The sequence below is a fragment of the Arthrobacter sp. NPDC055585 genome (assembly GCF_053619115.1).
The window spans coordinates 403,376-429,571 of sequence record NZ_JBSHIT010000001.1; the positions used below are offsets into that span (position 1 = coordinate 403,376).

Consider the following 26,196-nt stretch of genomic DNA (forward strand, 5'->3'; position numbering starts at 1 on the left):
TGATACCGGTGCGGAACCGGAGGTGTTTCGCGCCCGTAAACACTTCCATCAACTTCCCACCCACCGTTGACAACCCTGCCGGCCTCCCGTTTTATAAGAACAGTCTTGACCAATGAATGGCATTCATTTAAATGCCGGGTCCGGAATAGCGCTGGGCTAGTCCGAAAATGACCAAAGTGGAATAACGAGGTTTTTGTGCCACAGATCGAGTGGGTTTTCCATTCCGGTGCGGTCTTCGACGGCCACCGGCTAGTTCCGGGGGCTACCGCAGTGGCCGTCTCAGGCGGCGTCGTCTCAGCCGTAGGAACCGATGCGGAGCTCCGTGCCATGGCCGGACCTGCCACGCAGACAATCGACCTCGCAGGGCGGCTGATCTCCCCCGGCTTCACCGACGCCCACATCCACGCTGCCTACGCCGGGGTGGAACGCCTGGGCTGCGACCTCGCTGAGCTCAGCGGCGCCGAGGCCTGCCTGGAACGGATCGCCGAGCACTCCCGGCGCCCCGCAGCGCCGGAGAACCCCGAAGGGTGGGTCACCGGCGGAGGCTGGTACAAAGGTGATTTTCCCGGCGGCTATCCGGACAGGCACACGCTCGACGCCGTCGTCCCCCACCGCCCGGTCTACCTGATCAACCGCGACCACCACAGCGCCTGGGTGAACACCCGGGCCCTTGAACTTGCCGGCATCGACGCGTCAACACCGGACCCCGCGGACGGACGGATTGAACGCAGGGAAGACGGATTCCCCTCCGGCACCCTGCACGAAGGCGCCATGGACCTGGTGGCCCGAATCCTGCCCCCAGTCACAGACGAGCTGATGGCTGACGGGATTCTCCATGCCCAGGAACACCTGTTCTCCGCAGGAATCACCGGCTGGCAGGAAGCGATCCTGGGCAGCTACGGCGGCTACCCCGACGCTTCCGCGGCATACCGGTCCCTGGCGGCCGACGGCCGGCTGAAAGCGCGGGCCACCGGAGCGCTCTGGGTTCCGCGGGACACCACTGTTGATTCAGTTCCGGACCTGGTCCAGTCCTTCACCGAACGCCGCCGCGCCAACGCAGCCGCCGGGTTCAGCACCGTCAGCGCCAAGATCATGGTGGACGGAGTTCCGGAAAACTACACCGCCGCCATGCTGGACCCCTATCTGCGCCCCTGTGCCTGCGCCGACGACGCCCCCGCTGACGAGCGCGGCCTGCTCTACCTCTCCCCCGAGGTCCTGACGGCCGTCTCTGCCGCCCTGGATACGGCCGGGTTTGACCTGCATATGCACGTGATCGGGGACCGGGCCGTCCGCACCGGGCTCGACGCCGTGGCCGCGGCCCGCGCCGCCAACCCGGGTTCGGCGGGCAGGCACCATATGGCGCACCTGCAGATTATCCATCCCGCGGACGTTCCGCGCTTCGCCGAACTCGACGTCACCGTCAACGCCCAGGCGCTCTGGGCCTGCAACGACGACCAGATGCGGGAACTGACCGTTCCCCTGATCGGGGACGAACGTGCAGCCTGGCAGTACCCGTTTGCCAGCCTTCAAGCCGCCGGTGCACGGCTCGCCATGGGATCAGACTGGCCCGTTTCCACCCCGGATCCCTGGCAGGCCATCCATGTTGCGGTGAACCGGGCACATCCGGACTATCCCGGCGCCCCGCCGCTGCTGCCCGGCCAGGCGCTTTCCCTGGAAAGTGCCCTGGCCGCCTACACCTCCGGTTCCGCCTGGCTCAACCGAGCCCGCGGCGGAACCCTGGCCCCGGGTGCACCTGCCGACCTGGCAGTCCATTCGGCCAACCCCTTCGAGCTGGCACCCGCCGATCTCTCTGCTCTGCAGGCGGAGATCGTGCTGGTGGCCGGCGAACCTGTCTTTATCCGTTCCAGCGCCGATGCCGGCGCAGCCATGCTTTCAAGGACCGCCCCATGCTGACCGTGTACGACCTCGCCGAATCCCAGTACGGCCGGCCCCGCGCTGCCAAAGCCCTTGCCGGGGCTGCCCGGGAACCCTACTGGCTGGACGATCCGGAGCGGCCTGAGGCACTGCCCGCACTCGCCGGGGATACCGAAGCGGACCTCGCCGTCGTCGGCGGTGGCTACACCGGTCTCTGGACCGCGCTGATGGCCAAAGAGCGGGATCCGAACCGCCGCGTAGTGCTGCTGGAAGCGTCCCGCGTTGCCTGGGCCGCATCGGGACGCAACGGCGGTTTCTGCGAAGCTTCACTGACCCATGGCGAAGCGAACGGCCAGAAGCATTTGCCGGACGAAACCGAGCAGCTGGACCGGCTGGGACGGGAGAACCTGCGCGAGATCGCCGAGACGGTGAAGCGGTACGGCATCGACTGCGGCTTCGAGCTCACCGGCAGCCTGTCCGTGGCGACCGAAGAACACCAGGTGGACTGGCTCGCCGAGGAAGCAGCAGCGGACAACCCTGATCTGGTGTTCCTGGACCGCGAAGCCGTGCGCAAGGAAGTTGACTCCCCGCTTTACCTCGCCGGTCTCTGGGACCGCACCAGCACCGCCCTGCTGAACCCGGCCCGGCTCGCCTGGGGACTGCAGCGCGCAGCCCTGGCCGCCGGCGTCGAAATCTATGAGAACACCCCGGTGCGGGACCTGCAGAACGCCGGCCGGAAAGTCCGCGTCCTGACCGGCGGCGGGACCGTCACCGCCGCCCGCGTGGCGCTGGCCACCAACGTGTTTCCCTCGCTGCTCAAGCGCACCCGCCTCTTCACTGTGCCGGTCTACGACTATGCACTTATGACGGAGCCGCTGACTCCCCAGCAGCTGTCCGAAATTGGCTGGCACAACCGGCAGGGGCTCAGCGACCTGAACAACCGGTTCCACTATTACCGGCTCACCACGGACCGCGACGGCGCTGCGCGCATCCTCTTCGGCGGCTACGACGCGGTGTACAACTACGGCCGCAGCATGAAGCCGGAGTACGAACACCGGCAGGCAACCTATGAACGGCTCGCAGCGCACTTCGCCGCCACGTTTCCCCAGCTCGCCGACATCCGCTTCAGCCATGCCTGGGGCGGCGCGATCGACACCTGCAGCCGCTTCTTCGCCTTCTTCAGCACCGCCCACGGCGGCAAAGTCGCCTACTCAGCCGGCTACACCGGCCTTGGCGTCGGCGCCACCCGCTTCGGCGCCAATGTCATGCTGGATCTGCTGTCCGGCGAGAAAACCGAACGAACGGAACTTCAGATGGTCAAACGCAAGCCCATTCCCTTCCCGCCCGAGCCCGTCGCCTGGCTGGGCGTGAAGATCACTACCGCCGCCATGGTCCGCGCGGACCGCCGGCAGGGCCGCCGCGGTCCCTGGCTGAAGGCCATGGACGCCGTCGGAATGGGGTTCGATTCATGAGCACCCTGATCTCCCTGCCCGCCGGAACCGCCGTCCATCCCGATGCCCTGGATCTGGAGCATGAACCCGTTCCCGCTGAGGCAGTAGCCTCCGGAACCCCGGCCACCGGCCTGCACCCGCTGGGCAGTTTCGGCGGGGTCAACCTGGGTGTCTGGGAAATGACCGAAGGCGGGATGTTCGACACCGAAGCCGACGAGGTGTTCCTGGTCCTCTCCGGGAACGCAACCGTGGAATTCCTGGCCGAAGACGGCACCACAGAGTCAACTGCAGCACTCTCCCCGCACACCCTGATGCGACTCGCCGCCGGAACCCGCACCCGCTGGACCGTCACCAAGACGCTCCGCAAGGTCTACCTCACCGCCTGACCGCCCCGGCGGCCGGAGCGCCCGCCGCACAAAGTACCGCCCACCACTTTCACGGAGTTTTGAAATGCACCAGTTTTCCGAAGGACACCTCTTTATCAACGGCAGCTACCGGCAGGGCCGGGGCGAGGAAGCCAAGCGGGTCAACCCGGCAACGGGAGAGATTGCCGAGACCATCCGCTACGCGGACGCCGCTGACGTGGACGACGCCGTAGCCGCCGCCAAGGCTGCCTTCCCCGGCTGGTCCCGCCGCACTCCGGGCGAAAGGTCCGAGGCCATGCTGGCGCTGGCCGCCGAACTGGACAAGCGCTCCGCTGAGCTGGCCGAGCTGGAGACTGCCCAGACCGGCAAGTCCATCCGGATGTCCACCGAGTTCGATGTGCCCGGCACCGTGGACAACGTGTCCTTCTTCGCCGGGGCCGCCCGCCAGCTCCACGGCCTGGCCGCGGGCGAATACGGCGCCGGCGGCACCTCCATGATCCGCCGCGAAGCGATCGGCGTGATCGGTTCGATTTCACCGTGGAACTACCCGCTGCAGATGGCCGGCTGGAAGATCCTCCCCGCCATCGCCGCCGGCAACACGATTGTGCTCAAGCCCAGCGAGCTCACCCCGGGCACGTCTCTGATCTTCGCCGAGGCTGCAGCCGCCGCCGGGATCCCGGACGGCGTCATCAACATCGTCACCGGCTCCGGTCCGGTGGCCGGCGAAGCGCTGGTGACCCATCCGGACGTCGCCATGACTTCCTTCACCGGTTCCACCGCCGTCGGCCGCCGGATCATGGCCATGGCCGCACAGACCGCCAAGCGAGTGCACCTGGAGCTGGGCGGCAAGGCACCGTTCCTGGTCTTTGACGACGCCGACGTCGAAGCAGCCGCCCACGGTGCGGTGGCAGGCGCCATCATCAACGGCGGACAGGACTGCACCGCAGCAACCCGCGCCTACGTCCAGGCCCCGCTGTTCGACGCCTTCACCGCACGGGTTGCCGAGCTCATGGACGCCGTCGTTGTGGGTGATCCCTCGGATCCGGACACGGACCTCGGGTCCCTGATCAGCCACGCCCACCGGGACAAGGTGGCCGGGTTCGTGAACCGTGCCCGCGAATCCGGTGCCCGGATCCTGGCCGGCGGCGAAGCGCCCGGCGGCGACCTGGCCGCCGGTGCGTTCTACCGCCCGACTCTGGTGGCCGGCGCGGCGCAGGACTCGGAGATTGTGCAGGACGAGATCTTTGGTCCGGTGCTCACTGTCCTGCCGTTCGAGTCCGACGACGAAGGCATTGCCCTGGCCAATGACACCCCCTACGGGCTGGCTGCCTCCGCCTGGACCCGGGACCTGAACCGGTCCCTGCGGGCCAGCGAGGAAATCGCCGCCGGCTGCGTGTGGGTGAACGACCACATTCCGATCGTGTCCGAGATGCCGCACGGAGGCTACAAGGCCTCCGGCTTCGGCAAGGACATGTCCGTGTACTCCTTCGAGGAATACACCAACGTCAAGCACGTGATGATGAGCCGTGATGCTGCCGCCCACAAGGAATGGCAGGACACGGTCTTCAAGGAGCGCTAACACCCCCCAGCGCCACCCACCGCACCCTTTCTCCGGAGGTTTCCCATGATAGAAATCACCCGTACCGGTGCGCTGCGCTCACCGGCCGCCGCCACCCGCGCAAGGCCAGGGCCTTCCCTGCGGGTGGGGGTGGTCCAGCACCGCTGGCAGCCCGACCCGGCGGCCCTGAAGGCCGAACTCAATGACGGGATTGCCCGTGCTGCCGATCAGGGAGCCGCTGCCGTCTTCCTGCCCGAGCTGACGCTCTCCCGCTACCCGGCGGACACCTTCCCGGACGGGCCGCCGGCGGAACTGGCCGAAGACCTCACGGGCGGGCCCACCTTCGCCTTCGCGGCGGAGGCGGCCCGCCGGCACGACGTCTGTGTCCACGCCTCCCTGTTTGAACGTGCCGAAGGAGCGGACGGGCTGGGACTGAATACGGCCATCCTGGTTTCCCCCGGGGGCCAGCTGCTGGGCCGGACCCGGAAGCTGCACATTCCGGCGTCGGAGGGGTACCACGAGGCGCACTACTTCCGGCCCGGTCCGGCGGACGGAGATCCCTACCCGGTGCACGCCGTGGCGGAGCTCGACGGCGCCCGGCTGGGCCTGCCGACCTGCTGGGACCAGTGGTTCCCGGAGCTGGCGCGGCTCTATTCCCTGGGCGGTGCCGAAGTACTGGTGTATCCAACGGCAATCGGTTCCGAGCCGGACTTCCCCGACTTTGATACCCAGCCGCTGTGGCAGAAGGTGATCGTAGGCAACGCGATAGCCAACGGCCTGTTTATGGTCGTTCCCAACCGCTGGGGCAACGAGGGAAACCTGACCTTCTACGGATCGTCCTTTATCTGCGACCCGTACGGGCGGGTTCTGGTCCAGGCGCCGCGGGACGAATCGGCCGTGCTGGTGGCGGACCTTGAACTGGACCAGCGCTCCCACTGGCTGGAACTCTTCCCGTTCCTGGAGTCCCGCCGGCCGGAAACCTACGGTGCACTCACGCAGCCGGCGCCGGGCCGGACCCGCCATGGCGGGCCTGCTGCGGAAGCAGTGCCGGCCCGGGAACCCGACCGCGCGGTCTTCTAGAGTCCCAGCGAGGCGAGGTTCTGCTTCAGGGTCTCCGCCGAGTCCTGCAGCAGCTGTTCCTCCCTTTCATCCAGCGGCATCTCCAGCATCTTGTAGACCCCGCCCGAGCCAACAATCGAAGGCAGGGAGAGAGCGACGCCGGAGATTCCGTGGACGCCGCGCAGCAGCGCGGAGACCGGTAGGACGGCGTTCTCGGCTTGGAAAACCGCCTCGACGATCCGGACTCCGGCCAGTCCGATCGCGTAGTTTGTGGCGCCCTTGCCCTCGATCACCTTGTAGGCGGCGTTGACGACGTCGTCCGTAATGGAGGCCAGCACCTCATCGGTGAAGACCTGGCGGCCGCTGATGGTCCATTCCCGGATCGGCACCGGGCCGATGGTGGCGCTGGACCAGACCGGGAACTCGCTGTCCCCGTGCTCGCCGATGATGGTGGCGTGCACGCTGGTCATCAGCACGTGCGCCATTCGGGCCACCAGCAGGCGCAGCCGGGAGGTGTCCAGCACGGTGCCTGAGGAGAAGATGCGGTTCGGCGGCAGGCCGGTGATCTTCTGCGCGGCAACGGTGAGGATGTCGCACGGGTTGGTAACCAGGATGTAGACGGCCTCGGGTGCCTGTTCCATCAGCTGCGGCATGAGGGTTTCCATGATCCGCACGTTTGCCGCCGCCAGGTCCAGCCTGCTCTGGCCGGGTTTCTGCCGGGCCCCGGCGGTCACCACGATCACGTCGGAACCGGCCAGCGCTTCGATCCGTCCGCCGCCGGCTACGGTGTTGGCGCCGGTGAACTGGGTGCCGTGGGAGAGGTCCAGTGCTTCTGCCTCAGCCCGCGTACCGTCAATGTCATAGATGACGATTTCCCGCGCCGCCTCACGGATCAGGGCGGCGTAGGCGAGCGCCGTGCCCACGCTTCCCGCGCCGACGATCCCGAGCTTGGTGACTGGTCTGGTGGTGATGTTGGCCATTGCGTAATGCCCCGCTCGCGGTAGGAGGATCCCCCTACATGGCACTATAGGTTCCGCTCGGCGGTGACGGAACGGTTGCCCGCACGGGGCCCTGCTCCGTCCGTAAAACGGCTCAGTCCGGAAAGCGGTCAGTCCGGAAAGCGGCTCAGGAAGGAATCCTTTGACCGGCGGATATGGGCACGCATCAGCTCCTGGGCCTCTGCCGGGCTGCCGGCGTCCACTGCCGCCAGGATAGGCCTGTGCTCGGACCACGAGTCACGTCCGCGAAACCCAACATCCGAGGCATAGAGCCACTCGATTTTGCCGGCCAGCTGGGCGAGCAGCGCCTGTAGGGAGGCGCTGTCCGCCAGGTCCGCGATCCCACGGTGGAAACGCAGGTTCAATTCCGGCAGTACGTCCAGCCGGCCGTCGGCCGCAGCGGAGTCTCCGGCGGACAGGATCTCCCCGAGCTGCCTGCGTGTGGCCCACCAGGCCGGGTCCGGTGTGCCGGATGAGGCCTGGCCGGCGGCCCGCTTTGCCGCGCGCCGCGCCGTCGCGCTTTCCACGGCCATCCGGACATCAAACAGGTCTCCGGCTTCCCCGGGATCCAGCCGGGCCACCCGGGATCCGGCGTACGGGCGGGATTCAACAAAACCTTCGGCAGCCAGCGCCCGCAGGGCTTCACGTACCGGGACCCGGGAGGAGCCGTAGCGGGCGGCCAGTGCGGCCTCGGTGATCTTGGCTTCCGGTGCCAGGACGCCGCGGATGATGTCCCGCCGGATCCGGTCGCTGATGCCCGGTTCGCTCACGGGTTCAGCGGCCGGCTGCATAGCCCTGCGCTCCGCGCGGATTCGCTGCTGCCATCAGCACGCCGGTCCGCGGGTCGCGCACCACGGCGGAGAGCCGGCCCAGCGCCCAGTCCCCCGCCCGGGTGACAACGTGGCCGCGGTCCGCCAGGGCCTCGATGACCTCGGTGCCGAGCCGGTCTTCGACCACGGCGCCGCCCGGGGTCCACGTGCGCGGCCAGAAGGATCCGGGCAGGGAGGTGGTGTGGAAGGCCGGGGCGTCGATGGCCTGCTGCGGGGTGTAGCCGCCCACGATGGTACGCAGCAGGTAGAGCAGCTGCCACTGGTCCTGCTGGTCTCCGCCGGGCGAGCCGAGCGCGGCAACCGGCTGCCCGTCCTTCAGCACCAGGGTGGGAGTCAGCGTGGTCCGCGGACGCTTGCCCGCCTGCAGGGTGGAGGGCGCACCGTCTTCCAGCCAGGTCATCTGCAGCCGGGTGCCGAGGCAGAAGCCCAGTTCCGGGATGGCCGGGGAAGACTGCAGCCATCCGCCGGACGGAGTCACTGACACCATGTTTCCCCAGCGGTCCACCACGTCCACGTGGCAGGTGTCCCCGCGGGTTTCCCCGGTGGGTGAGACGGTTGGTTCCCCTGTCCCGTCTCCGCCGGCGGCGCCGTCGCCCGCCAGCGCCGGGGGCACGTACTCGGTGCGCAGCGGAGGCTGGAACGGAGTGTGGCCGGGGACGTCCCCGGGGCGGAACTCCAGCGAGGCGAGCGCGGTGATCTGTTCGCGGCGCTGCGCTGCGTACTCTTCGCTCAGCAGGTACTCCAGCGGCACGTGGCTGTCCCCGTAATAGGCCTCGCGGTCCGCAATCGCGAGCTTCTGCGCCTCCAGGATGGTGTGGATGCCCAGCTCGGTGGAGGGATCCAGGTACTCGTCGGCGAACCCGTCCAGGATCGCGAGGGTCTGCAGCAGCGCAGGCCCCTGGCCCCAGGGGCCGGTCTTGGCGATGGTGTAGCCGCGGAATTCGAAGGTGACGGCGGGCTCGTACCCGGCCTCGGATCCGGCAAAATCCGACGCCGTGATGACCCCGGCGTGGTCCGTTCCGGAGGAATGGCGGTGCGGTTTGGCGGCGAAGTCTGCTGCGGCCTGGGCGACGAAGCCTGTGCTCCATTCCTGCCGGGCGGCGTCGATCCGCTCCTCCCGGGTACCTGCACCGTCCCCGGCTTCGGCGAGCCGCTGGAGCACGGCGGCGTAGGCCGGGTTCTTGATCAATTCCCCTTCGGCCGGCGGGCGGCCCTCAGGCATCCACAGCTGCGCCGAGGTGGGCCAGTGTTCCTGGAACAGCCGGGCAACCTGTCCCACGGTCCGGCCAACCTGGGCCAGCACGGGGTGTCCGTCACGGGCGTAGCCGGCGGCGTAGGCCAGCACGTCTCCCAGCTCCCAGGTGCCGTGGTCGCGCAGCAGCAGCAGCCAGGCGTCGACGGCGGCGGGCACGGCGGCCGCGAGTGCGCCGGACCCGGGAACCAGTTCCAGCCCTTCGGCAAGGAAGTGCTCGCGGGTGGCTCCTGCCGGAGCACTGCCCTGGCCCATCAGGACCACCGGTTCAGCCGGGTTCTGCGCGGTGGCGAACACGCCGGTGAGGTCGCCGCCGGGGCCGTTGAGGTGCGGCTCCACAACATGCAGGACGAACCCGGCTGCCGCGGCGGCGTCGAACGCGTTGCCGCCTCGTTCCAGCACGGATTGTGCGGCTGCCGTGGCCAGCCAGTGGGTGGACGCACTCATTCCGAAGGTCCCCTGCAGGGTGGGCCGGGTAGTGAAGGGGCCGGGGGCGGTGAAGGACATGGCTTCGCTTTCGGTGAATGCGGTGGCGATGCGACGCGTTGAACTCAGATTGAATACAAAACCCACACCTCGGTTCGTTTCGTATACATTAGGCGGGATACCGAGGGAAGGGAAGCCCATGAAACGCCTCAATGCCGTGCCCACTGACCGGGTGCATCTGTGGCTGATGCTGGCGCTGACCTTTTCCACCGGGGTGATCGACGCCGTCGGCTACCTGGGCCTGGACAACGTCTTTACCGGGAACATGACCGGCAACGTTGTACTGCTGGGCATGGCCTTCGCAGGCGGGGCGGAACTGCCGATCCTGCGCCCGGCCCTGGCCCTGGTGTTCTTTATGCTCGGCGCCGCCTTGGCCGGGCGGATGCTGCGCCGCGGACCGGAAGGCTGGTCCTGGCGGGTATCAGTGGCTGTGATGGTCGTTGCCGCGTGGATCACCCTTCTTGCCGTCTTCACCGCTGTGGTGGACGTACAGGCCAATGAGGTCCTGGGCAGCATCACCACCTCGTCAATGGCTACGGCCATGGGTGTCCAGGCCGCCACTGCCAAACGTCTGAAAGTCGCTGAGATCACCACCGTCGTCGTCACCTCCACGATCACCGGGCTGGCAGCGGATTCGCGGCTGGCCGGCGGGGACAGCAAGTTCTGGGCCCGCCGTGCGCTGGCGATCGCGCTAATCCTGGCCGGAGCCGTGGCCGGAGCCGCCGCCCTGAACGTGGGCCTGTGGCTGGGGCTGGCGCTCTCTGCCGTGATCTCGACTGCGGTGGCCGTGTTCGGCTACGTGCGGCACCACCGCGAGACCCGCGATCCTTCCCTCCCCTAACCCCATCGAGATGGCAGAAACTGCCCAAAAGAGGGGGTCTATCGGGCTGTTTCTGCCATCTCGATGAAGGGGGGACGCTGCCGGAAAGGGCTCACAGGCTTACAGTGGTGGCCATGCTGGAGCAGAAAACCGGGGACTGGACCCCTGTGCGCACACCGCGGCTGCTGCTGTGCCGGCCCGAAGCCCGCGATGAGGCCGCGGCGGTAGACCTGCACACTGACCCGCGCACCAACGTGCACCATCCGGTGCCCTCCAGTGTCACCCGGGCGTCCTCCGCCCGGACCTTCCATGAGATCCGGCAGCACTGGTACCGGCACGGGTTTGGCGTCTGGGCCGTCTTTGCTCCCGAGGAACCCGGCCGGCTGATCGGATTCACCGGGGTGTCCCACCGGATCATCCGGGGCAGGCCCTCGCTCAACCTGTATTACCGCTACACACCCGAGGTCTGGGGCCAGGGACTGGCGACCGAGGGTGCCCTGGAAGCGGTGCGCCTGGCCGAAGACCTGCTGCCCGGCCTGCCCGTGGTTGCCTACACCTCGGTGGACAACATCGGCTCCCAGCGCACAGCCCTGGCCGCCGGTCTTGAGCGCCGGGAAGACCTTGATGTGGACCGCGGCGCCTATCTGGACATCTATCTCGCCAAGGGCTGGTAGCGCTCCTACTCTTGAAGCAGCGCCTTTTCCGCCACTCCCGACGCCAGTCTCCGGCCCCGCTGCCCCGTACACCGCAGCCCGGCCCCGCGGCACCAGGCACGGAGGGTCCCATGGAGAGCTTCACCCCCGCTACCGACGCGGTCGGTTCCAGCGTCGCACTCTCTGCTTTGCTCGCGCTCGTGCCGCTGCTGGTGTTCTTCCTGCTGCTGGCCTTCGCGAAGACCAAAGCGTACGTCGCCGGAGCGTGGGCGCTGCTCACTGCCCTGGTGATCGCCGTCGCCGGGTTTGGCATGCCTGTGGGACTTGCTGTTCTGTCCGCGACGCAGGGTGCGGCCTTTGGCCTGTTTCCGGTGGTGTGGATCATCATCATGGCCGTCTGGCTGTACGAGGTGACCGTGCGGAGCGGACGCTTCGAGGATCTGCGCCGGGTCTTTGACCGGGTGGGCGGAGGTGATCTGCGCATTCAGGCGATCCTGGTGGCCTTTTGCTTCGGCGGGATGCTGGAGGCGCTGGCCGGGTTCGGCGCCCCGGTCGCCATCACGGTGACCATGCTGCTGGCGCTCGGGATCGCCCCGGTCCGCGCCGCCACCGCCGTCCTGGTCGCCAATACGGCTCCAGTCGCCTTCGGTGCGCTGGCCATTCCCATTACGACGGCGGCGAACCTCACCAGCTACACCGGGGACGAGCTGGGCGCCGTCGTCGGCCGTCAGACTCCGCTGCTGGCATTCCTGATTCCACTGGTGCTGCTCTTTATCCTGGACGGGCGGCGCGGGCTGAGGGAGTGCTGGCCGGTGGCCCTGTTCACCGGCGTTGTGTTCTCCGTCTTCCAGTTTCTGTGTTCGAACTTCTTCTCCTATGAGCTGACGGACATTGTGGCGTCCCTGGTGGCAATGGCTGCCGCCGTCGGATTCCTCCGCTTCTGGCATCCCCGCGGCGGAGAGCAGGCGGCCGGGCGAATGCAGACCGAGCTGGCCGCCGCCAAGGCCGCGGGCTGGACCCCGGCCGGAGGAGGCGGGGAAGCCGGGATCGGCAGCGCGCAGACGGATACTGCGTCAGATGCCCTGACCCCCTCCCGGGCCTGGATGGCACTGTTTCCCTACGTCCTGGTGATCGTCATCTTCGGATTTGTGAACCTGTGGACGCTGGGCATCAACGTGCCGGAGGTGCTGGCCCGGACCAGCATCGAGATCCCCTGGCCGTGGCTGCACGACGCACTGCTGGACGCCAACGGCGAACGCCTGTCCTCCACGGTCTACAACTTCGAATGGCTGATCAGTCCCGGAACCCTGCTGCTGATCAGCGGCCTGATAGTTGCTGCCGTCTATTCGCGCTTTGATGACAACGGACGGTATCCGCTCAGCATGGGCGTGGCGGTGAAGGAAATCTGGACCACCGCCCGGCGGATGACTTCCGCGGCGCTGACCATCCTGGCTGTCCTGGCCCTGGCCTACGTTATGAACAACTCCGGGCAGACCGTCTCCATTGGCACCTGGCTGGCGGCAACCGGTGCGTTCTTCGCCTTCCTCTCGCCGGTGCTTGGCTGGATCGGCACGGCTGTCACCGGATCGGACACTTCGGCCAATGCGCTCTTCGCACGGCTGCAGGAAACGGCCGGCGCCGCTGCGGGACTGGATCCGAAACTGCTGATCGCGGCCAATACCGGCGGCGGCGTGATGGGCAAGCTGATCTCTCCGCAGAACCTGGCGATCGCGGCGGCGGCAGTGAACGTGAGCGGGCAGGAGTCCGTGCTGCTGCGCAAAGTCTTCGGCTGGAGTGTGGGGCTGCTGTCCGCCCTGTGCATCATCGTCTTCCTGCAGTCCACCCCGGTGCTTAGCTGGATGCTCCCGTAGTCCTCCCCCTATCGAGATGGCAGAAAACTGCCCGAAAGAGGGGGTCTAACGTGCAGTTTCTGCCATCTCGGTGGGGAGGGAGGAGAGACTAGTAGCTGGCGGGAGCGGAACCCGACGGATCTGAATCCTGCGGCAGGAACTTCGCCGCCAGCGCCTCCGCGGCACGGGCGAGCATCGCCACATCCGCGCCGACGGCAATGAAATCCGCTCCGGCGTCCAGGTACCGGCGGGCACTGGTCTCAACGAACGCGTTGACTCCCACCGGCACACCGAGTTCGTTGGCAGTCCGGATGCAGTGCTCGACGGCGGCGGTCACCTCCGGGTGGTCCTGCTGGCCCAGGTGCCCCATTGAGGCCGCGAGGTCCGAGGGGCCGATGAAGATCCCGTTCACGCCGTCGGTGCCGGCGATCTGCGCCACGTTGGCAACGGCTTCCCCGGACTCAACCTGCACCAGCAGCGTGATGGTCTCCTCCGCGCGGTCCAGGTAACCCTCGATCCGGTTCCAGCGTGATCCGCGGGCCAGGGCGCTGCCCACGCCGCGGACACCGCGCGGCGGATACCGCACCGCGGCAACCGCTTTCTCCGCCTGCTCGGGGTTGTCCACCATGGGAACGATCAGGTTCTGCACGCCCAGGTCCAGGTACTGCTTGATCAGGACGGTGTCATTGGCAGGAACCCGGACCACCGGGTGGATCGGATACGCGGCGGTGACCTGCAGCTGCGTGCTGATGGACTCCAGCGAGTTGATGGAGTGTTCGCCGTCGATCAGCAGCCAGTCGAAGCCGGATCCGGCGCCGATTTCGGCCAGGAGCGGGTTTCCGGTGCAGGCCCACATGCCCACCTGTGCACGGTTGCCTCCGCCCAGGACGGTTTTGAAGCTGGCAGCAGGTTCTACTCGAAACGGCATGTTACTGATCCCAGCTGTCCGTAGTCGGCATGGACGGTGTCTCCCTTGTGCACCCACATGGGGCGGGTGAAGGAACCGGCCAGGATGATTTCTCCGGCGCCGAGGCTGGCACCATGTGCAGCGATTTTGTTCGCCAGCCAGTAGACGCCCGCGGCTGGATGATTCAGGACCCCGGCTGCCACACCGGTTTCCTCGATCGTCTGGTTCTTGTACAGCAGGGCGGAGATCCAGCGGAGGTCGACGTCGTCCACCTTGACCGGGCGCCCGCCCACCACCATGGCGCCCATCGCGGCGTTATCCGCGATGGTGTCCACAATGGTGCGGCCTTCCATCTCAATCCGCGAGTCCAAAATCTCCAGCGCCGGAACCACGTACTCAGTGGCATCCAGGACATCAAAAATGGTGCAGTTCGGGCCGGAGAGCGGCTTGCCGAGCACAAAGGCCAGTTCAACTTCGATGCGCGGATGCGTATAGGCATCCCACTCCACCGTGCAGCCGTTTTCAAGAATCATGTTGTCGAAAATGACGCCGTAATCCGGCTCGGTGATTCCGGTGGCAGCCTGCATTGCCTTGGACGTCAGCCCGATCTTGCGGCCGGCAAGCTTTCGCCCCTGTTCCTGCATCCGGCTGCTCCACAGCGCCTGCACAGCGTAGGAGTCCTCCACCGTCATCTCCGGATACCGGGCAGTCAGCCGCGGCACGGGGGTGCGGTTGGCGCCGGCAGCCACGAGCTCATCGGCGATCTTTTCTATGGTCTGTTTCTCGAGCACGCTTACTGCACCACTTTCGGGGAACACTGGTCCGATCCATACGGCTGAAATGGATTGTATATGATCCTCGACACATTCAAGCGGAAAAGGACCAGCCCAGCGGCGCTCGATTACGCTGATGGTGTGTCTGCTTCCCATACCCCGAAACTGCGCCCTGTTGCGGCTGTGGTGGCGACGGCGGCGGCCGCAGGAGCAGCAGCGTTCCTCCTGACGCCGTGGCCGGCAGCGCTGCTGATCCGGGGTGTCTTCCACCGCGGGGCGCAGCAGCTGGTACAGCAGATGCGGCCCTACTCGTCCTCGGCAGGTGAGCACCTCACCCTGGATTACGCGTCCGACGGCGGTGCAGGGCGCCTGGATCTTTTCCTGCCTCCCGGCCACACACCACAGGGCCTCCGCAAGCTGCCGGTGATCGTCTGGGTGCACGGCGGTGCGTGGATCTCCGGCTCCCGCCGGGATGTGGCACCGTACCTTCGGATGCTCGCCGCCCGCGGATATGCCGCCGTCGGCGTTGACTACCCGGTAGCCCCGGGCAGCCGGTATCCGCGGGCGCTGAAAGAAGTGAATGAGGCAGTGGCGTTCCTGCAGAAACAGGCCGGAAGCCACGGCCTGGACATGGAGCAGATGGTCCTGGCCGGGGATTCAGCAGGTGCGCAGCTCGCTGCCCAGCTCAGCGCCGCGGTGACCTCCCCGGCCTACGCGGCCCAGCTGGGGTTCACCCCTGCCCTGCCCGCGGAACACCTCCGTGCGGCGATCCTGCACTGCGGCGTTTACGACCTCGAGGCCATGGGCCGGCTCACCGGAGTCCTGGGCTGGGGTTTCCGGACAGCACTCTGGGCGTACACCGGCCTGCGCCGTTTCAGCGGCAGCGCCGCCGCGGACCAGATGTCCGTGATCTCCCACGCCACCAGTGCGTTCCCGCCCACCTTCATCAGCGGCGGAAACGGCGACGGGCTGACCCTGCAGCAGTCGGTGCCCTTCGCCGACCGGCTCCAGGAACTGGGCGTACCCGTAAGCCGCAGGTTCTGGCCCCAGACCCTCTCCCCCGCCCTGCCGCACGAAGCGCAGTTCCATTTTTCCCGTCCGGAAGCACGCGTTGTACTCGAAGAGACCACCGCTTTCCTGGACAGCCTGATGCCCGGTGCCGCTGCTGCGGACCAGCCCGCCAAACGGCCGCCCGTATAGCCAACCTTTCCAAGGAAACCAAACATGCGCAGAGTCCTTTTGATCGTTCTTACTGCTTTTTTCCTGGCCCTGGCTGTCCCGGCAGCTCCGGCCTCCGCCGTCGAACCGGTGGACATTGTCGTGGATGACACCGCCGGCGTCCTGGATCAGAACACCCTGCTTCCGGCGCTGGAGGACATCCAGTTCCGCGACCCCACCACGGTGGCGATCTACACCTACCGCGGAGATCCCGACGCCGAATACGCCGACGGGGACACGGTGCTGAATGAGGAGGTGCTCCGGTTCGCCCGTGAAGAGCGCCCCGAATGGATCAGCCCCGACGGACAAAAGTGGGCCGACGGCCTGTTCATCTTTGCGCTTGACCCGGACGGACGCTGGATTGGCACCTACTTCGGTGAGGACCGCAAGGTGGAAAGCAGCGAAGCCCAGGAAATCCGCGACGAGGCCGCGGAGCTTTTCCGGGACGCCCAGTGGACCGACGGCACCATCGCCGGGGTAAGGGAAGCGGCGAAGCTGATCAACCGGCCCTGGTACCAGGACCCGTTCGTCTGGATCCTGGGCGCGGCTGCCGTGGCGCTGGCCGGCGGGATCTGGCTAACGGTGGTGCTGGTCCGCCGCAACCGGCTGAAGACCAACCGCGAGCTCATTGCCGCCGGCGAGAAGTCCTATGCCAGCGTCAGCATGGACCTGGACGCCACCGAACTCAACGCCCACACCATCCCCGAGACCTCCCGCTACGGCGCCAAGGTCCTGGAAGAGCACCGCACTTTCCGCACCCGTTACAACATGGCCACTGACCTCGGGAACACTGTGCGTTCCTACACGGACAAGGATCTCAAGCGGCGCAAAGCGCGCAAGCCGGTGGAAGAGTTCGCCGAACTGGCAGCCGCACTGGACGGCATCGACGATGTCATCGCGGACACCAACACCCTGCTGAACATGGGACCGGGCTGGCAGGCAGCATGGGACCGGCAGGCCCACCCGCTGCTGGAGGAACTGGACAAACTCGAGGACCTGTTCGAAAAGGACAAGACCGGCGGCTCGGCAACAGCCGCTGCCCTCCTGGCTTTCCGCACCGAATGCCGGCGCCGCCTGCAGGCCACGGCAGCCGGGCTCTCAGACGGAACCGTCACCCCTGAGGCAGCCCTGGACGTGATCCGGGACTCCGGGCAGGAGCTGGCCGGGCTGCTGAAGAACCACTCCGAGACGGTCATCGAGAAGGCTGCGAAGAACAGTTCCGAAAAGAAGCTGATGCGTGAAGCCCTGGAAGAGGAGCGCACACGCACCCGCCATTACCGCGACGGCTACCGGCCCGGCATCCTGGACACCGCCTACCCGAACTATTTCTGGAGCGTGGCATCCTTCAACGCGGGCGTGCAGACCGGCAGCAGCAAGATCGAGTCCGCCCGGAGCTCCGCTTCCTCCGGATCCTCCTCCGGCTACGGCGCGAGCGGCGGCAGCTTCAGCGGCTCCGGCAGTTCCTCACGGTTCTAGGCTTCCGTTCCGCCGCCGCTGATGCGTGGACACCGGACCGTGGACACCGCACTGCCCGCTGGCTAGGGTGTTCGGCATGAACCCCGTGGACCCTGCCTCGTCGCTGCTGGATGATTTCTCGCTGGAAATGACCGGGAAGGATGTCCCGGCCCTGGCCGAGGCGCAGGATGTCCTGCCCGCAGGCACCCGGATCAACGTGACGTTCCTGGGCAACGAGGACCTGCCGATGCGCCTGGCCGCCGCCTCAGCTGTCAGGGCAGCCGGACACGTGCCGGTGCCGCATATCTCCGCCCGGCGGCTGGGCTCGGCGGCTGAGCTGGAGAAGTTCCTGGGCGCCTTGTCCGACGCCGGAGCGGTGGAGAACGTGTTTGTGGTGGCCGGGGATCCGGCCGAGCCCATGGGTCCGTACGCCGACTCGCTGGCCGTGATTGCCTCCGGGCTTCCGGCAGCCCACGGTGCCCGGCACATCAGCATTTCCGGGTACCCCGAAGGCCACCCGGACATCGACGAAGCCACCCTGTGGTCTGCGCTGGAGCAGAAGCTGGCCGCTGTGCAGGAGCAGGGGTTGGAGGCCTCCATCATCACGCAGTTCGGCTTTGACACCGCTCCGGTGCTGGCCTGGTGCGAGGAGCTGCGCGGCCGCGGCATTACGGTTCCGGTGCGCGTCGGAGTGCCCGGCCCGGCGGGCATCAAGCGGCTGCTGGGATACGCGCGGCGCTTCGGTGTGGGGACTTCGGTCTCCATTGCGCACAAGTACGGTTTCTCCCTGACCAACCTGCTGGGCACTGCGGGCCCGGACCGGTTCCTGCGCGATCTGGCTGCCGAACACGATCCCGGCCGGCACGGAGTGGTACAGCTGCACTTCTACACTTTCGGCGGGCTGCGGCCCACCGCCGAGCGGGTCCGCGGTTTCCGCGGTTACTAAAACGCAAAACGCTCCGCTTTGTGCATATTCGTCCACCGCGCGGCGGAGCGAAGAGCGCAAAGCGGAGCGTTTCCGCAGGGCTGGAAACCGGTCCTAGTCCTGCGGCAGCAGCTCATCCAGGTTGGGCATCGATTCCACCAGTCCGCGGTCCTGGGAAATCCGGGCAACTTCCTCCACCGAAGCACGGTTCACCTCGGTGGTGAACCGCGGCAGGGTCAGCTGCTCAATCACTTCAGGCTGCAGCGAGGTGTACGTGGGCAGTACTGCCCGGACCTTGTCCGGGTTCTGCTCAGCGAACTCCTGCGAGGCGTTCATGGCCCGGACAAACTTCTCCACAATCTCCGGATTCTCCTGCACATACTCATCCGAGGTGAAGTAGACGGCCACTGTCAGGTCATCCACCGGCTCCGCATAGTTGGAGAACACCGGAACGGCGCCGTCGGCACCGGCGATGGTCACGAAGGGCTCGACGGCGGCGATCGCGTCCACGGTCCCGGCCGCCAGCTGCCCGGAGAGTTCCGGGAACGGAATCTCCACGAACTCGATGCTCTCGTAATCCCCTCCGGCCTGCTTCACGGCTTCGGAGATGGTGGAGTCGGAGATGTTGTTCAGCGTGTTGACGCCAACCTTCTTGCCGGCCAGGTCCGTGACCGTCTCGATGCCCGAATCCGGCAGCGTCATCACCGAAGCGAAGTCAGCGTCAGTGTCGCCCGTGGAGCTGCCCCCGGGAGCCACCATCTGCACCGGAAGGCCCTTGGAGCGGCCCACGATCATCGACGTAATATTCGAAAAACCAAAGTCCATTTGACCGGATGTGACCGCCGGAACGATCGCGGCTCCGCCCTGCGCCAGGGTCAGGGTGACATCAAGGCCTTCATCTTCGAACAGCCCTTCCTGGACCCCTAGGTAGATCGGCGCCACGTCGACGATTGGAATGACGCCGACTTCCAGAGAAGTGAGTCCTTCCGCTCCGCCGGATGCCGAAGAAGACTCCTCACTCGATGTCAGCGACCCCGATCCGCAGGCCGTCAGGCCGAGCAGCGCCGCCGTTGCCGCTGCCGCCAGCAGTTTCCTCATGGTGTGCCTCCTCGTTCGGGCACGGGCCAGCCGTACCGCAAGTGTGATGCAGCACACAATATCTATCCTGATAGGCATTGGCTAGGCGTTCGCTCTCCAGCCCCGAAGACCCTCGACTTATCTATGTCCATAGATATAAAGTCGGCGGCACCGGCTTTCGGCCGGATCCCGTCCGACAGAAACAGAGGTTCACCGTGGCACCAAAGAATCTGCAGGAAGTCCTGGATGCGTCCGAGGGAGTGGTCGACCTGCTCCGGAACTCACAGATCGGCGCGTACATCTACCCGGTAGTGGCACCCGAATTCACCAACTGGCGCAGCGAACAGCGGGCCTGGCGGGAATCCGCCGTGCTGTTCGACCAGTCCCACCACATGGACAACGTATTCATCAAAGGCCCGGACGCCCTGCAGCTCCTCTCCGACACAGCCATCAACTCCGTGGCAAACTTTCCAGTCAACAAAGCCAAGCAGTACGTGCCGACGACGCCGTCCGGCCACGTGATCGGTGACGGCATCCTCTTCCACCAGGACGAGAACGAATACGTGTACGTCGGCCGGGCCCCGGCCGCCAACTGGCTGCTTTTCAACGCCGAAACCGGCGGCTACAACCTGGAGATCGAAGTGGACCGCCGGTCGCCGTCGCGCCCCATGGGCAAGCCCGTAAGCCGGCGCTACTGGCGCTTCCAGATCCAGGGACCGAACGCCTGGGACATCATCGAGAAGGTCAACGGCGGATCCCTGGAGCAGCTGAAGTTCTTCAACATGGACACCATGAGCATCAGCGGTGAACGGGTACGCACCCTGCGGCACGGTATGGCAGGCGCTCCCGGCCTCGAAATCTGGGGCGACTATGCCTCTTACGACAAGGTCCGCGACGAGCTGATGGAAGCCGGTGCCGAGTTTGGCATGGCTGCCGTGGGAGCCCGTGCCTACCCCTCAAACACGCTTGAGTCCGGCTGGATCCCCTCCCCACTGCCCGCGGTGTACACCGACGAACGGCTCCGTCCGTACCGCGAATGGCTGGGCGCGGACAGCTACGAGGCGACCAACGCCGTCGCCGGCAGCTTTGTCTCCGAGAACATCGAGGACTACTACCTCACCCCCTGGGAGCTGGGCTACGGCTCCTTCGTGAAGTTCGACCATGACTTCATTGGCCGCGAGGCACTCGAAGCCATGGATCCGGCCGCGCAGCGCCGGAAGGTAACCCTGGCCTGGAACGCCGAGGACCTGGGACGGATTTTCACCTCGCAGCTGGACACGGAGCAGACCCCGTACAAGTACTTCGACCTGCCCCTGGCCAACTACGGGTCCTCGAACTACGACTCGGTGATCGACGCGGACGACAACGTGGTGGGCGTGTCAATGTTCACCGGGTACTCGGCCAATGAGCGCCGCGGCCTGTCCCTGGCCACCGTGAATCCGGACGTGCCCGAGGGCAGCGAACTGCGCGTGGTCTGGGGTGAACCCGACGGCGGCACCGCCAAGACCACCGTGGAGCCGCACCGCCAGCTGGAGGTGCGGGCAGTGGTCAGCCCGGTCCCGTATTCGGAGACCGTGCGCAAGGACTACAAGGGCGGCTGGCGCACCGGCTACACCGGAGCCTAGACCTAGCTGAACCTCAAGTCGGAACCTCGAAGGAGGCCGGTCCCCCCAACGGTCCGGCCTCCTACGGTTGAGCTGTGCAGGCTCAGTGGGAGCCGGCTCAGCTGCGGACGATAATCACGTCCAGGGTGCGAGGACCGTGTACGCCCTCAACTCTTTCAAGCTCAATATCGCTGGTGGCGCTGGGCCCGCTGATCCAGGTCAGCGGCCGGGTGCCGTCCAGCCGCCGCAGCGCCTCCGGCAGGATCATGGTGATGTCCGAAGCCCGCACCACACACACGTGGTGGTCCGGAATCAGGGAGATGGCGCGCCGGCCCATGCCTTCACTGCCGTCCAGGATGATGGTTCCGGTTTCCGCCACGGAGACCGCGCTGCCGGTGACCACGGCGGACGTGCCATCCAGTTCCGTCACACTGAGCGGTTCGGTGCGGGAGTCTTTGCGCCGACGGCCCGGCCCGGCCGCCTCGGCCTCGGCCAGCCAGGCTTCCTCAATGCCGGCGGGCACCACGTAGCTGGCGGCGCCGTCGAGCAGTTCCGCGATGCGGGGGCCAACCCCGGCCTCATCCACCACGGTGACGCCGGCCTTGTAGTCCTCCAGCCGGTCCACCAGCACGCTAATGCGCTCGGCTTCGGGGGCGTCGACGGCGGTGCGGTAGGTGCGCGGCACATCGGGGACGGCGGGTGCGTCCTTGAGGGCTCCGCGGAGGCGTTCCAGGATTTCTTCGCGTGCGCTCATGCCTGGTTCTCCCCCTGGTTAGGTGTGCCGGCAGCCGGTGAGCTGCCCTCATGTTCCTTGGCCCACCAGTCGCGGAAGGACTGGGTGGGCGGTGCCGGAATGTCCCGGCTCTGGGTCCAGCCGGCGGCAATGCCGGGCAGCTTGGTGATCTTGCGCTTCCGTCCGGCGGCCAGCTTGCCCAGCGGCAGGCCCTTCTCCAGCAGTCCCAGGTTCCGGCCACGGGAGAACGCCCAGGAGGCGCCCTTCATCAGCAGGTCCATCTGGGTGGGAACCTTCTTGGCGCGCTTGCTTTCAACGTCTACTGAACGCAGGTGGACCAGGATCTCCGGAATGTTGATCTTCACCGGGCAGGCGTCGTAGCAGGCGCCGCAGAGTGAAGACGCGTAGGGCAGGGAGCTGTTTTCCTCGCTCTTGATGCCGGTCATCATCGGCGAGAGGATGGCGCCGATCGGTCCCGGGTAAGTGGAGCCGTAGGCATGGCCGCCGGTGCGCTCGTAGACCGGGCAGACGTTCATGCAGGCGCTGCAGCGAATGCAGTGCAGGGCCGAGCGGCCCATTTCATCCGCCAGTGCCGCGCTGCGACCGTTGTCCACCAGTACCAGGTGCACGTTCTGCGGCCCGTCACCTTCAGTGACGCCGGTCCAGAGCGAGGTGTACGGGTTCATCCGCTCCCCGGTGGAAGACCGGGGCAGCAGCTGCATAAAGACTTCCAGGTCGCTCCAGGCCGGCAGCAGCTTCTCCACGCCCATGACCGTGATCAGGGTTTCCGGCAGCGTCAGGCACATGCGCCCGTTGCCCTCGGATTCAACAACAGCCAGGGTGCCGGACTCGGCGATGGCGAAGTTGGCACCGGAAATAGCGACCTTGGCGGAGAGGAACTTGCGCCGCAGGTGGGAGCGGGCTGCCTCGGCCAGCTTGGCCGGCTCATTGGTGAGCTCCGGATCCACGCCCGGCATTTCGCGCAGGAAGATCTCCCGCACCTGGGAGCGGTTCTTGTGGATGGCCGGCACCAGGATGTGGCTGGGCTTGTCATGGTCCAGCTGGACGATCAGTTCCGCGAGGTCGGTCTCAAAGGCGGCGATGCCCTGCTCTTCGAGGTATTCGTTCAGGCCGATTTCCTGGGTGGCCATGGACTTGACCTTGACCACCTCGTCCACGCCTTCGGCACGGATCAGGTCACGGACAATCTCGTTCGCTTCGTCCGCGTCCCGGGCCCAGTGAATGATGCCGCCGCGGGCGGTGAAGTTCTTTTCGAACTCCTCCAGCAGCTGGGGCAGCCGAGCCATGGCGGATTCCTTGACCGCACTGCCGGCGTCGCGCAGGTCCTCCCAGTCCGGCAGTTCACCGACGACGCGCAGGCGCTTGTCCCGGATGGTGTGCGTGGCGTGTTCCAGGTTGGCGCGCAGCTGGGCGTTGCCCAGTTCCCGGCGTGCCGCGCTCGGGAAGGAGTCGACGGCGTTGAGGTTGCCCCGGCCGTATACCGGCAGGGTGGGCATGCCGAGGTAAGTGCTCATCGAACAGCCTTTCCGCTGACCAGGACGTCACCGGTGATGGACACCGGGTTCTCCCGGGTGCTGGCGAGGATTTCGGCGAAGTGCAGGGTGGTGACATCGCTGCCCTCGCGGGAGAGTCCGCCGCCGATGTGCAGCAGGCAGGACGCGTCGCCGCCGGAGCACAGCGAAGCGCCGGTGGCCTTGATGTTGGCAGCCTTGTCTTCGAGCATCGCGGAGGAAACGTCCGCGTTCTTCAACGAGAAGGTTCCGCCGAAGCCGCAGCACTGATCTGCCTGCGGGAGCTCGGCAACTTCAATGCCGCCCACGCTCTGCAGCAGGTTCAGCTGCCGGTCCCCCAGACGCAGCAGGCGCATGCCGTGGCAGCTGGGGTGGTAGGTGATCTTGTGCGGGAACCAGGACCCGAGCTGCTCGGCGGCGTTGGTGATGCCGAGGACGTCGGTCAGCAGTTCGGAGAGTTCGTAGGTCCGGGCGCCCACGGCCTCGGCCCGGGCTTCCAGGTCCTTGTCCCCGGCGGACCGGGCAACCATCGGATGCTGGTGCTTCACCGACCCGACGCAGGAACCCGAGGGCGCGACGGCGACGTCGTACCCTGCCGGATCAAAGGCCTCAACGTGATTCCGGACCACGGGCACGGCTTCGGGCAGGTAGCCGGAGTTGACGTGCATCTGGCCGCAGCAGGCCTGGCCGGACGGGAACACCACTTCGTGTCCCAGCCGCTCCAGGATCGTAACGGTGGCGCGGGCCGTCCGCGGATACATCGCATCCACGATGCAGGTGGCAAATAGTGCAATTCTCATGGGTTGCCTCTCAGCGGGGATGCCCCGGAGCTCGTGTGGTCAGACCATACTAGGCACGTTGCCTGCAACACACCAAAGAGCCCCGGGACGGGTGGCCATGATCACACGCAGCGCCGGAGTGCGCTAGAGTTCCATGGTCTGACCATTGTGGTCTGACCAACTTCCCGTCAGTTCATACCCCCGGAGGTCCCCCGTGGATCACTTCACCGCCACCACTGATCCGGTGTTCGGCAGCGTTGCCGCATCCGCCATCGTGGCGCTAATCCCCCTGCTCACGTTCTTTATCCTGCTGGCCTTCGTGAAGGTCAAAGCCCACGTGGCAGGCGGGTTGTCACTGCTGGTGGCGATCGCCGTCGCCATCTGGGCGTTCAAGATGCCCGCCGGCCTGGCCCTGCTGTCCGCGTCCCAGGGCGCCGTCTTCGGTGCGTTCCCCGTGGTGTGGATCGTGATCATGGCGATCTGGCTGTACCAGGTGACCGTGGTGAGCGGACGCTTTGAGGACCTGCGCCGCGTCTTTGACGTAATCGGCGGCGGCGACGTGCGCATCCAGGCGATCCTGGTCGCCTTCTGCTTCGGCGGCCTGCTCGAGGCACTGGCAGGATTCGGTGCTCCCGTGGCAATCACCGCCACCATGCTGGTCGCCCTGGGCCTGAAGCCGATGAAGGCCGCCGCCGCCGTACTGGTGGCCAACACCGCCCCGGTTGCCTTCGGTGCCATGGCCATCCCGATCACCACGGCTGCCAACCTCACGGGCCTCGACGCGGACCACATCGGTGCCGTTGTGGGCCGCCAGGCTCCGCTGCTCGCCGTCGTGGTTCCCCTGATCCTGGTCTTTATCCTGGACGGCTTCCGCGGCATCAAGGAAACCTGGCCCGCCGCCGTCGTAACCGGCGTTGCCTTCGCCGGAGCCCAGGTGCTGTGCTCCACCTACTTCTCCTACGAACTGACCGACATTGTTGCCGCCCTGGCCGGCCTGGGCGCCGCTGTGGTGTTCCTGCGCTTCTGGCAGCCGCGGGGCATCGAGGGCGCACGGGTCCGCATGGGCCTGCCCGAGATGGCGATGGCCGGATCCGGTGCCGGCAAGTCCGGTTCGGCCGGTGGTTCTGTTGCCGTGCGCGACGAGAACTCCCTGACCGCATCCCGCACCTGGCTGGCACTCTTCCCGTACTTCCTGGTGATCATCATCTTCGGCATCGCCAAGCTCTGGAAGATTGGCGTGGATATCCCCGCGTTCCTGGCCTCCACGGATATCAAGGTTCCGTGGCCCGTGCTGCACGAACGCCTGGTGGACGCCGCAGGTGAACCGGTCTCCTCCACCATCTACACGTTCAACTGGCTCTCCACCCCCGGCACCCTGCTGCTGATCACGGGCCTGATCGTTTCCTTCGTCTACTCCAAGTTCGACGACGGCGGACGCTACAAGATGACCGTTGGCGCCGGTGTGGCCGAAATCGGCCGGACCGTGTGGAACATGCGCTGGGCCGGCCTGACCATCCTGTCCGTTCTGTCCCTGGCGTACGTCATGAACTTCTCGGGGCAGACCGTTTCGATCGGAACCTGGCTGGCCGGAACGGGCGCGTTCTTCGCGTTCCTCTCCCCCGTGCTGGGCTGGGTGGGGACCGCGGTTACCGGTTCCGACACCTCCGCGAACGCCCTGTTCGCCCGCCTCCAGCAGACCGCCGGGCTTGAAGCCGGGATCGATCCGAACCTGCTGGTGGCCGCGAACACCACCGGCGGCGTCGTGGGCAAGCTGATCAGCCCGCAGAACCTGGCGATCGCCGTGACCGCCGTGAAGCTGGACGGCCAGGAATCCGTGCTGCTGCGCAAGGTGGTGGGCTGGAGCGTGGCCCTGCTCCTGGTGCTCTGCACCGTTGTTTACCTGCAGTCCACCCCGGTGCTTGGCTGGATGCTTCCGTAACTAAGAACGGCCGGCCCGGGACATCCCTCACGGGGATTCTCCCGGGCCGGTCCGTTT

Annotated in this window: 22 protein-coding genes; 13 read left to right on the forward strand and 9 right to left on the reverse strand. The window is 66.7% G+C overall.

The genetic code is table 11. From position 1 onward, the window contains the following. The first annotated feature begins 195 nt into the window (after nucleotides 1–195). The 5 genes from ACWGQ2_RS01720 (at nucleotide 196) to ACWGQ2_RS01740 (ending at nucleotide 6,329) form a co-directional block, all read left to right on the forward strand. Nucleotides 196–1,914, forward strand: coding sequence for an amidohydrolase (locus tag ACWGQ2_RS01720; RefSeq protein ID WP_452013701.1), 1,719 nt, complete (start codon nucleotides 196–198; stop codon nucleotides 1,912–1,914). Beyond that, nucleotides 1,908–3,347 carry an NAD(P)/FAD-dependent oxidoreductase gene (locus ACWGQ2_RS01725; protein ID WP_452013703.1) on the forward strand — a complete coding sequence of 480 codons (1,440 nt, stop codon included), beginning with the start codon at nucleotides 1,908–1,910 and terminating at the stop codon, nucleotides 3,345–3,347. The genes ACWGQ2_RS01720 and ACWGQ2_RS01725 overlap by 7 nt, the downstream gene beginning before the upstream one ends. Then, nucleotides 3,344–3,712 (forward strand): cupin domain-containing protein, encoded by a 369-nt coding sequence (locus ACWGQ2_RS01730; RefSeq protein WP_452013705.1) that lies wholly within the window; start codon nucleotides 3,344–3,346, stop codon nucleotides 3,710–3,712. Before ACWGQ2_RS01725 ends, ACWGQ2_RS01730 begins: the two co-directional genes overlap by 4 nt. Nucleotides 3,713–3,776: 64 nt before the next feature. Continuing rightward, nucleotides 3,777–5,270, forward strand: a complete 1,494-nt coding sequence (locus ACWGQ2_RS01735) for a gamma-aminobutyraldehyde dehydrogenase (protein WP_452013707.1) — start codon at nucleotides 3,777–3,779, stop codon at nucleotides 5,268–5,270. 45 nt (nucleotides 5,271–5,315) lie between these two features. Continuing rightward, nucleotides 5,316–6,329, forward strand: a complete 1,014-nt coding sequence (locus tag ACWGQ2_RS01740; protein WP_452013709.1) for a nitrilase-related carbon-nitrogen hydrolase — start codon at nucleotides 5,316–5,318, stop codon at nucleotides 6,327–6,329. Here the strand turns inward: ACWGQ2_RS01740 and ACWGQ2_RS01745 are convergent. The 3 genes from ACWGQ2_RS01745 to ACWGQ2_RS01755 form a co-directional block, all read right to left on the reverse strand. Beyond that, nucleotides 6,326–7,288 (reverse strand): L-lactate dehydrogenase, encoded by a 963-nt coding sequence (locus ACWGQ2_RS01745; RefSeq protein WP_452013711.1) that lies wholly within the window; start codon nucleotides 7,286–7,288, stop codon nucleotides 6,326–6,328. The genes ACWGQ2_RS01740 and ACWGQ2_RS01745 overlap by 4 nt on opposite strands. 128 nt (nucleotides 7,289–7,416) lie before the next feature. Beyond that, entirely contained in the window at nucleotides 7,417–8,076 is a 660-nt protein-coding gene (locus ACWGQ2_RS01750; protein WP_452013713.1) for a GntR family transcriptional regulator, read from the reverse strand. A gap of 4 nt (nucleotides 8,077–8,080) precedes the next feature. Further along, nucleotides 8,081–9,895, reverse strand: a complete 1,815-nt coding sequence (locus ACWGQ2_RS01755; protein WP_452014480.1) for a gamma-glutamyltransferase family protein — start codon at nucleotides 9,893–9,895, stop codon at nucleotides 8,081–8,083. A gap of 118 nt (nucleotides 9,896–10,013) precedes the next feature. On the opposite strand from ACWGQ2_RS01755, the gene ACWGQ2_RS01760 reads away from it, so the two are divergent. The 3 genes from ACWGQ2_RS01760 (at nucleotide 10,014) to ACWGQ2_RS01770 (ending at nucleotide 13,218) form a co-directional block, all read left to right on the forward strand. Continuing rightward, entirely contained in the window at nucleotides 10,014–10,715 is a 702-nt protein-coding gene (locus ACWGQ2_RS01760; protein ID WP_452013715.1) for a YoaK family protein, read from the forward strand. A 113-nt stretch (nucleotides 10,716–10,828) separates the two neighbouring features. Then, nucleotides 10,829–11,368, forward strand: a complete 540-nt coding sequence (locus tag ACWGQ2_RS01765; protein WP_452013717.1) for a GNAT family N-acetyltransferase — start codon at nucleotides 10,829–10,831, stop codon at nucleotides 11,366–11,368. Nucleotides 11,369–11,478: 110 nt separating this feature from the next. Beyond that, entirely contained in the window at nucleotides 11,479–13,218 is a 1,740-nt protein-coding gene (locus tag ACWGQ2_RS01770; RefSeq protein WP_452013719.1) for an L-lactate permease, read from the forward strand. An 88-nt stretch (nucleotides 13,219–13,306) separates the two neighbouring features. On the opposite strand, the gene ACWGQ2_RS01775 is transcribed toward ACWGQ2_RS01770, so the two are convergent. Together ACWGQ2_RS01775 and hpaH are read right to left on the reverse strand one after the other, a co-directional pair. Next, complete coding sequence (locus ACWGQ2_RS01775) at nucleotides 13,307–14,125, reverse strand: HpcH/HpaI aldolase family protein (protein ID WP_452013721.1); 819 nt, start codon at nucleotides 14,123–14,125, stop codon at nucleotides 13,307–13,309. Next, entirely contained in the window at nucleotides 14,110–14,895 is a 786-nt protein-coding gene (gene hpaH, locus ACWGQ2_RS01780; protein WP_452014482.1) for a 2-oxo-hept-4-ene-1,7-dioate hydratase, read from the reverse strand. Before hpaH ends, ACWGQ2_RS01775 begins: the two co-directional genes overlap by 16 nt. A 123-nt stretch (nucleotides 14,896–15,018) precedes the next feature. Between hpaH and ACWGQ2_RS01785 the strand changes: the two genes are divergently transcribed. The 3 genes from ACWGQ2_RS01785 (at nucleotide 15,019) to ACWGQ2_RS01795 (ending at nucleotide 18,496) form a co-directional block, all read left to right on the forward strand. After that, complete coding sequence (locus ACWGQ2_RS01785; protein WP_452013723.1) at nucleotides 15,019–16,077, forward strand: alpha/beta hydrolase; 1,059 nt, start codon at nucleotides 15,019–15,021, stop codon at nucleotides 16,075–16,077. Nucleotides 16,078–16,101: 24 nt separating this feature from the next. Beyond that, nucleotides 16,102–17,571 carry a DUF5129 domain-containing protein gene (locus ACWGQ2_RS01790; protein ID WP_452013725.1) on the forward strand — a complete coding sequence of 490 codons (1,470 nt, stop codon included), beginning with the start codon at nucleotides 16,102–16,104 and terminating at the stop codon, nucleotides 17,569–17,571. A 76-nt stretch (nucleotides 17,572–17,647) separates the two neighbouring features. Further along, on the forward strand, nucleotides 17,648–18,496 hold the full coding sequence (locus ACWGQ2_RS01795; RefSeq protein WP_452013727.1) for a methylenetetrahydrofolate reductase: 849 nt from the start codon (nucleotides 17,648–17,650) through the stop codon (nucleotides 18,494–18,496). Nucleotides 18,497–18,589: 93 nt separating this feature from the next. Here ACWGQ2_RS01795 and ACWGQ2_RS01800 read toward each other — a convergent pair whose 3' ends face one another. Beyond that, a complete protein-coding gene (locus tag ACWGQ2_RS01800; RefSeq protein WP_452013729.1) occupies nucleotides 18,590–19,573 on the reverse strand; it encodes an ABC transporter substrate-binding protein in 984 nt (327 codons plus the stop codon). A 194-nt stretch (nucleotides 19,574–19,767) separates the two neighbouring features. On the opposite strand from ACWGQ2_RS01800, the gene ligM reads away from it, so the two are divergent. Next, the gene (ligM, locus tag ACWGQ2_RS01805) at nucleotides 19,768–21,177 is read left to right on the forward strand and encodes a vanillate/3-O-methylgallate O-demethylase (protein WP_452013731.1); all 1,410 of its coding nucleotides are present in this window, start codon (nucleotides 19,768–19,770) and stop codon (nucleotides 21,175–21,177) included. Between the two features lie 97 nt (nucleotides 21,178–21,274). Here ligM and ACWGQ2_RS01810 read toward each other — a convergent pair whose 3' ends face one another. Genes ACWGQ2_RS01810 through ACWGQ2_RS01820 form a run of 3 tightly spaced genes read right to left on the reverse strand, consistent with a single transcriptional unit; the run spans nucleotide 21,275 to nucleotide 24,221 of the window. Beyond that, nucleotides 21,275–21,910 (reverse strand): LutC/YkgG family protein, encoded by a 636-nt coding sequence (locus tag ACWGQ2_RS01810; protein ID WP_452013733.1) that lies wholly within the window; start codon nucleotides 21,908–21,910, stop codon nucleotides 21,275–21,277. After that, nucleotides 21,907–23,424 carry a LutB/LldF family L-lactate oxidation iron-sulfur protein gene (locus tag ACWGQ2_RS01815; RefSeq protein WP_452013735.1) on the reverse strand — a complete coding sequence of 506 codons (1,518 nt, stop codon included), beginning with the start codon at nucleotides 23,422–23,424 and terminating at the stop codon, nucleotides 21,907–21,909. The genes ACWGQ2_RS01810 and ACWGQ2_RS01815 overlap by 4 nt, the downstream gene beginning before the upstream one ends. After that, nucleotides 23,421–24,221, reverse strand: a complete 801-nt coding sequence (locus ACWGQ2_RS01820) for a (Fe-S)-binding protein (protein WP_452013737.1) — start codon at nucleotides 24,219–24,221, stop codon at nucleotides 23,421–23,423. The genes ACWGQ2_RS01815 and ACWGQ2_RS01820 overlap by 4 nt, the downstream gene beginning before the upstream one ends. Nucleotides 24,222–24,414: 193 nt before the next feature. On the opposite strand from ACWGQ2_RS01820, the gene ACWGQ2_RS01825 reads away from it, so the two are divergent. Continuing rightward, the gene (locus ACWGQ2_RS01825; protein ID WP_452013739.1) at nucleotides 24,415–26,139 is read left to right on the forward strand and encodes an L-lactate permease; all 1,725 of its coding nucleotides are present in this window, start codon (nucleotides 24,415–24,417) and stop codon (nucleotides 26,137–26,139) included. Nucleotides 26,140–26,196: the final 57 nt, after the last annotated feature.

What these genes read in the sequence shown, in the direction of transcription:
- ACWGQ2_RS01815 (WP_452013735.1), bottom strand. Translation starts at nt 23,424, where the DNA reads ATGAGCACTTACCTCGGCATGCCCACCCTGCCGGTATACGGCCGGGGC.
- ACWGQ2_RS01795 (WP_452013727.1), top strand. Translation starts at nt 17,648, where the DNA reads ATGAACCCCGTGGACCCTGCCTCGTCGCTGCTGGATGATTTCTCGCTG.
- ACWGQ2_RS01755 (WP_452014480.1), bottom strand. Translation starts at nt 9,895, where the DNA reads ATGTCCTTCACCGCCCCCGGCCCCTTCACTACCCGGCCCACCCTGCAG.
- ACWGQ2_RS01735 (WP_452013707.1), top strand. Translation starts at nt 3,777, where the DNA reads ATGCACCAGTTTTCCGAAGGACACCTCTTTATCAACGGCAGCTACCGG.
- ACWGQ2_RS01810 (WP_452013733.1), bottom strand. Translation starts at nt 21,910, where the DNA reads ATGAGCGCACGCGAAGAAATCCTGGAACGCCTCCGCGGAGCCCTCAAG.
- ACWGQ2_RS01745 (WP_452013711.1), bottom strand. Translation starts at nt 7,288, where the DNA reads ATGGCCAACATCACCACCAGACCAGTCACCAAGCTCGGGATCGTCGGC.
- ACWGQ2_RS01790 (WP_452013725.1), top strand. Translation starts at nt 16,102, where the DNA reads ATGCGCAGAGTCCTTTTGATCGTTCTTACTGCTTTTTTCCTGGCCCTG.
- ACWGQ2_RS01765 (WP_452013717.1), top strand. Translation starts at nt 10,829, where the DNA reads ATGCTGGAGCAGAAAACCGGGGACTGGACCCCTGTGCGCACACCGCGG.
- ACWGQ2_RS01800 (WP_452013729.1), bottom strand. Translation starts at nt 19,573, where the DNA reads ATGAGGAAACTGCTGGCGGCAGCGGCAACGGCGGCGCTGCTCGGCCTG.
- ACWGQ2_RS01740 (WP_452013709.1), top strand. Translation starts at nt 5,316, where the DNA reads ATGATAGAAATCACCCGTACCGGTGCGCTGCGCTCACCGGCCGCCGCC.
- ACWGQ2_RS01775 (WP_452013721.1), bottom strand. Translation starts at nt 14,125, where the DNA reads ATGCCGTTTCGAGTAGAACCTGCTGCCAGCTTCAAAACCGTCCTGGGC.
- ACWGQ2_RS01725 (WP_452013703.1), top strand. Translation starts at nt 1,908, where the DNA reads ATGCTGACCGTGTACGACCTCGCCGAATCCCAGTACGGCCGGCCCCGC.
- ACWGQ2_RS01730 (WP_452013705.1), top strand. Translation starts at nt 3,344, where the DNA reads ATGAGCACCCTGATCTCCCTGCCCGCCGGAACCGCCGTCCATCCCGAT.
- ACWGQ2_RS01770 (WP_452013719.1), top strand. Translation starts at nt 11,479, where the DNA reads ATGGAGAGCTTCACCCCCGCTACCGACGCGGTCGGTTCCAGCGTCGCA.
- ACWGQ2_RS01760 (WP_452013715.1), top strand. Translation starts at nt 10,014, where the DNA reads ATGAAACGCCTCAATGCCGTGCCCACTGACCGGGTGCATCTGTGGCTG.
- ACWGQ2_RS01820 (WP_452013737.1), bottom strand. Translation starts at nt 24,221, where the DNA reads ATGAGAATTGCACTATTTGCCACCTGCATCGTGGATGCGATGTATCCG.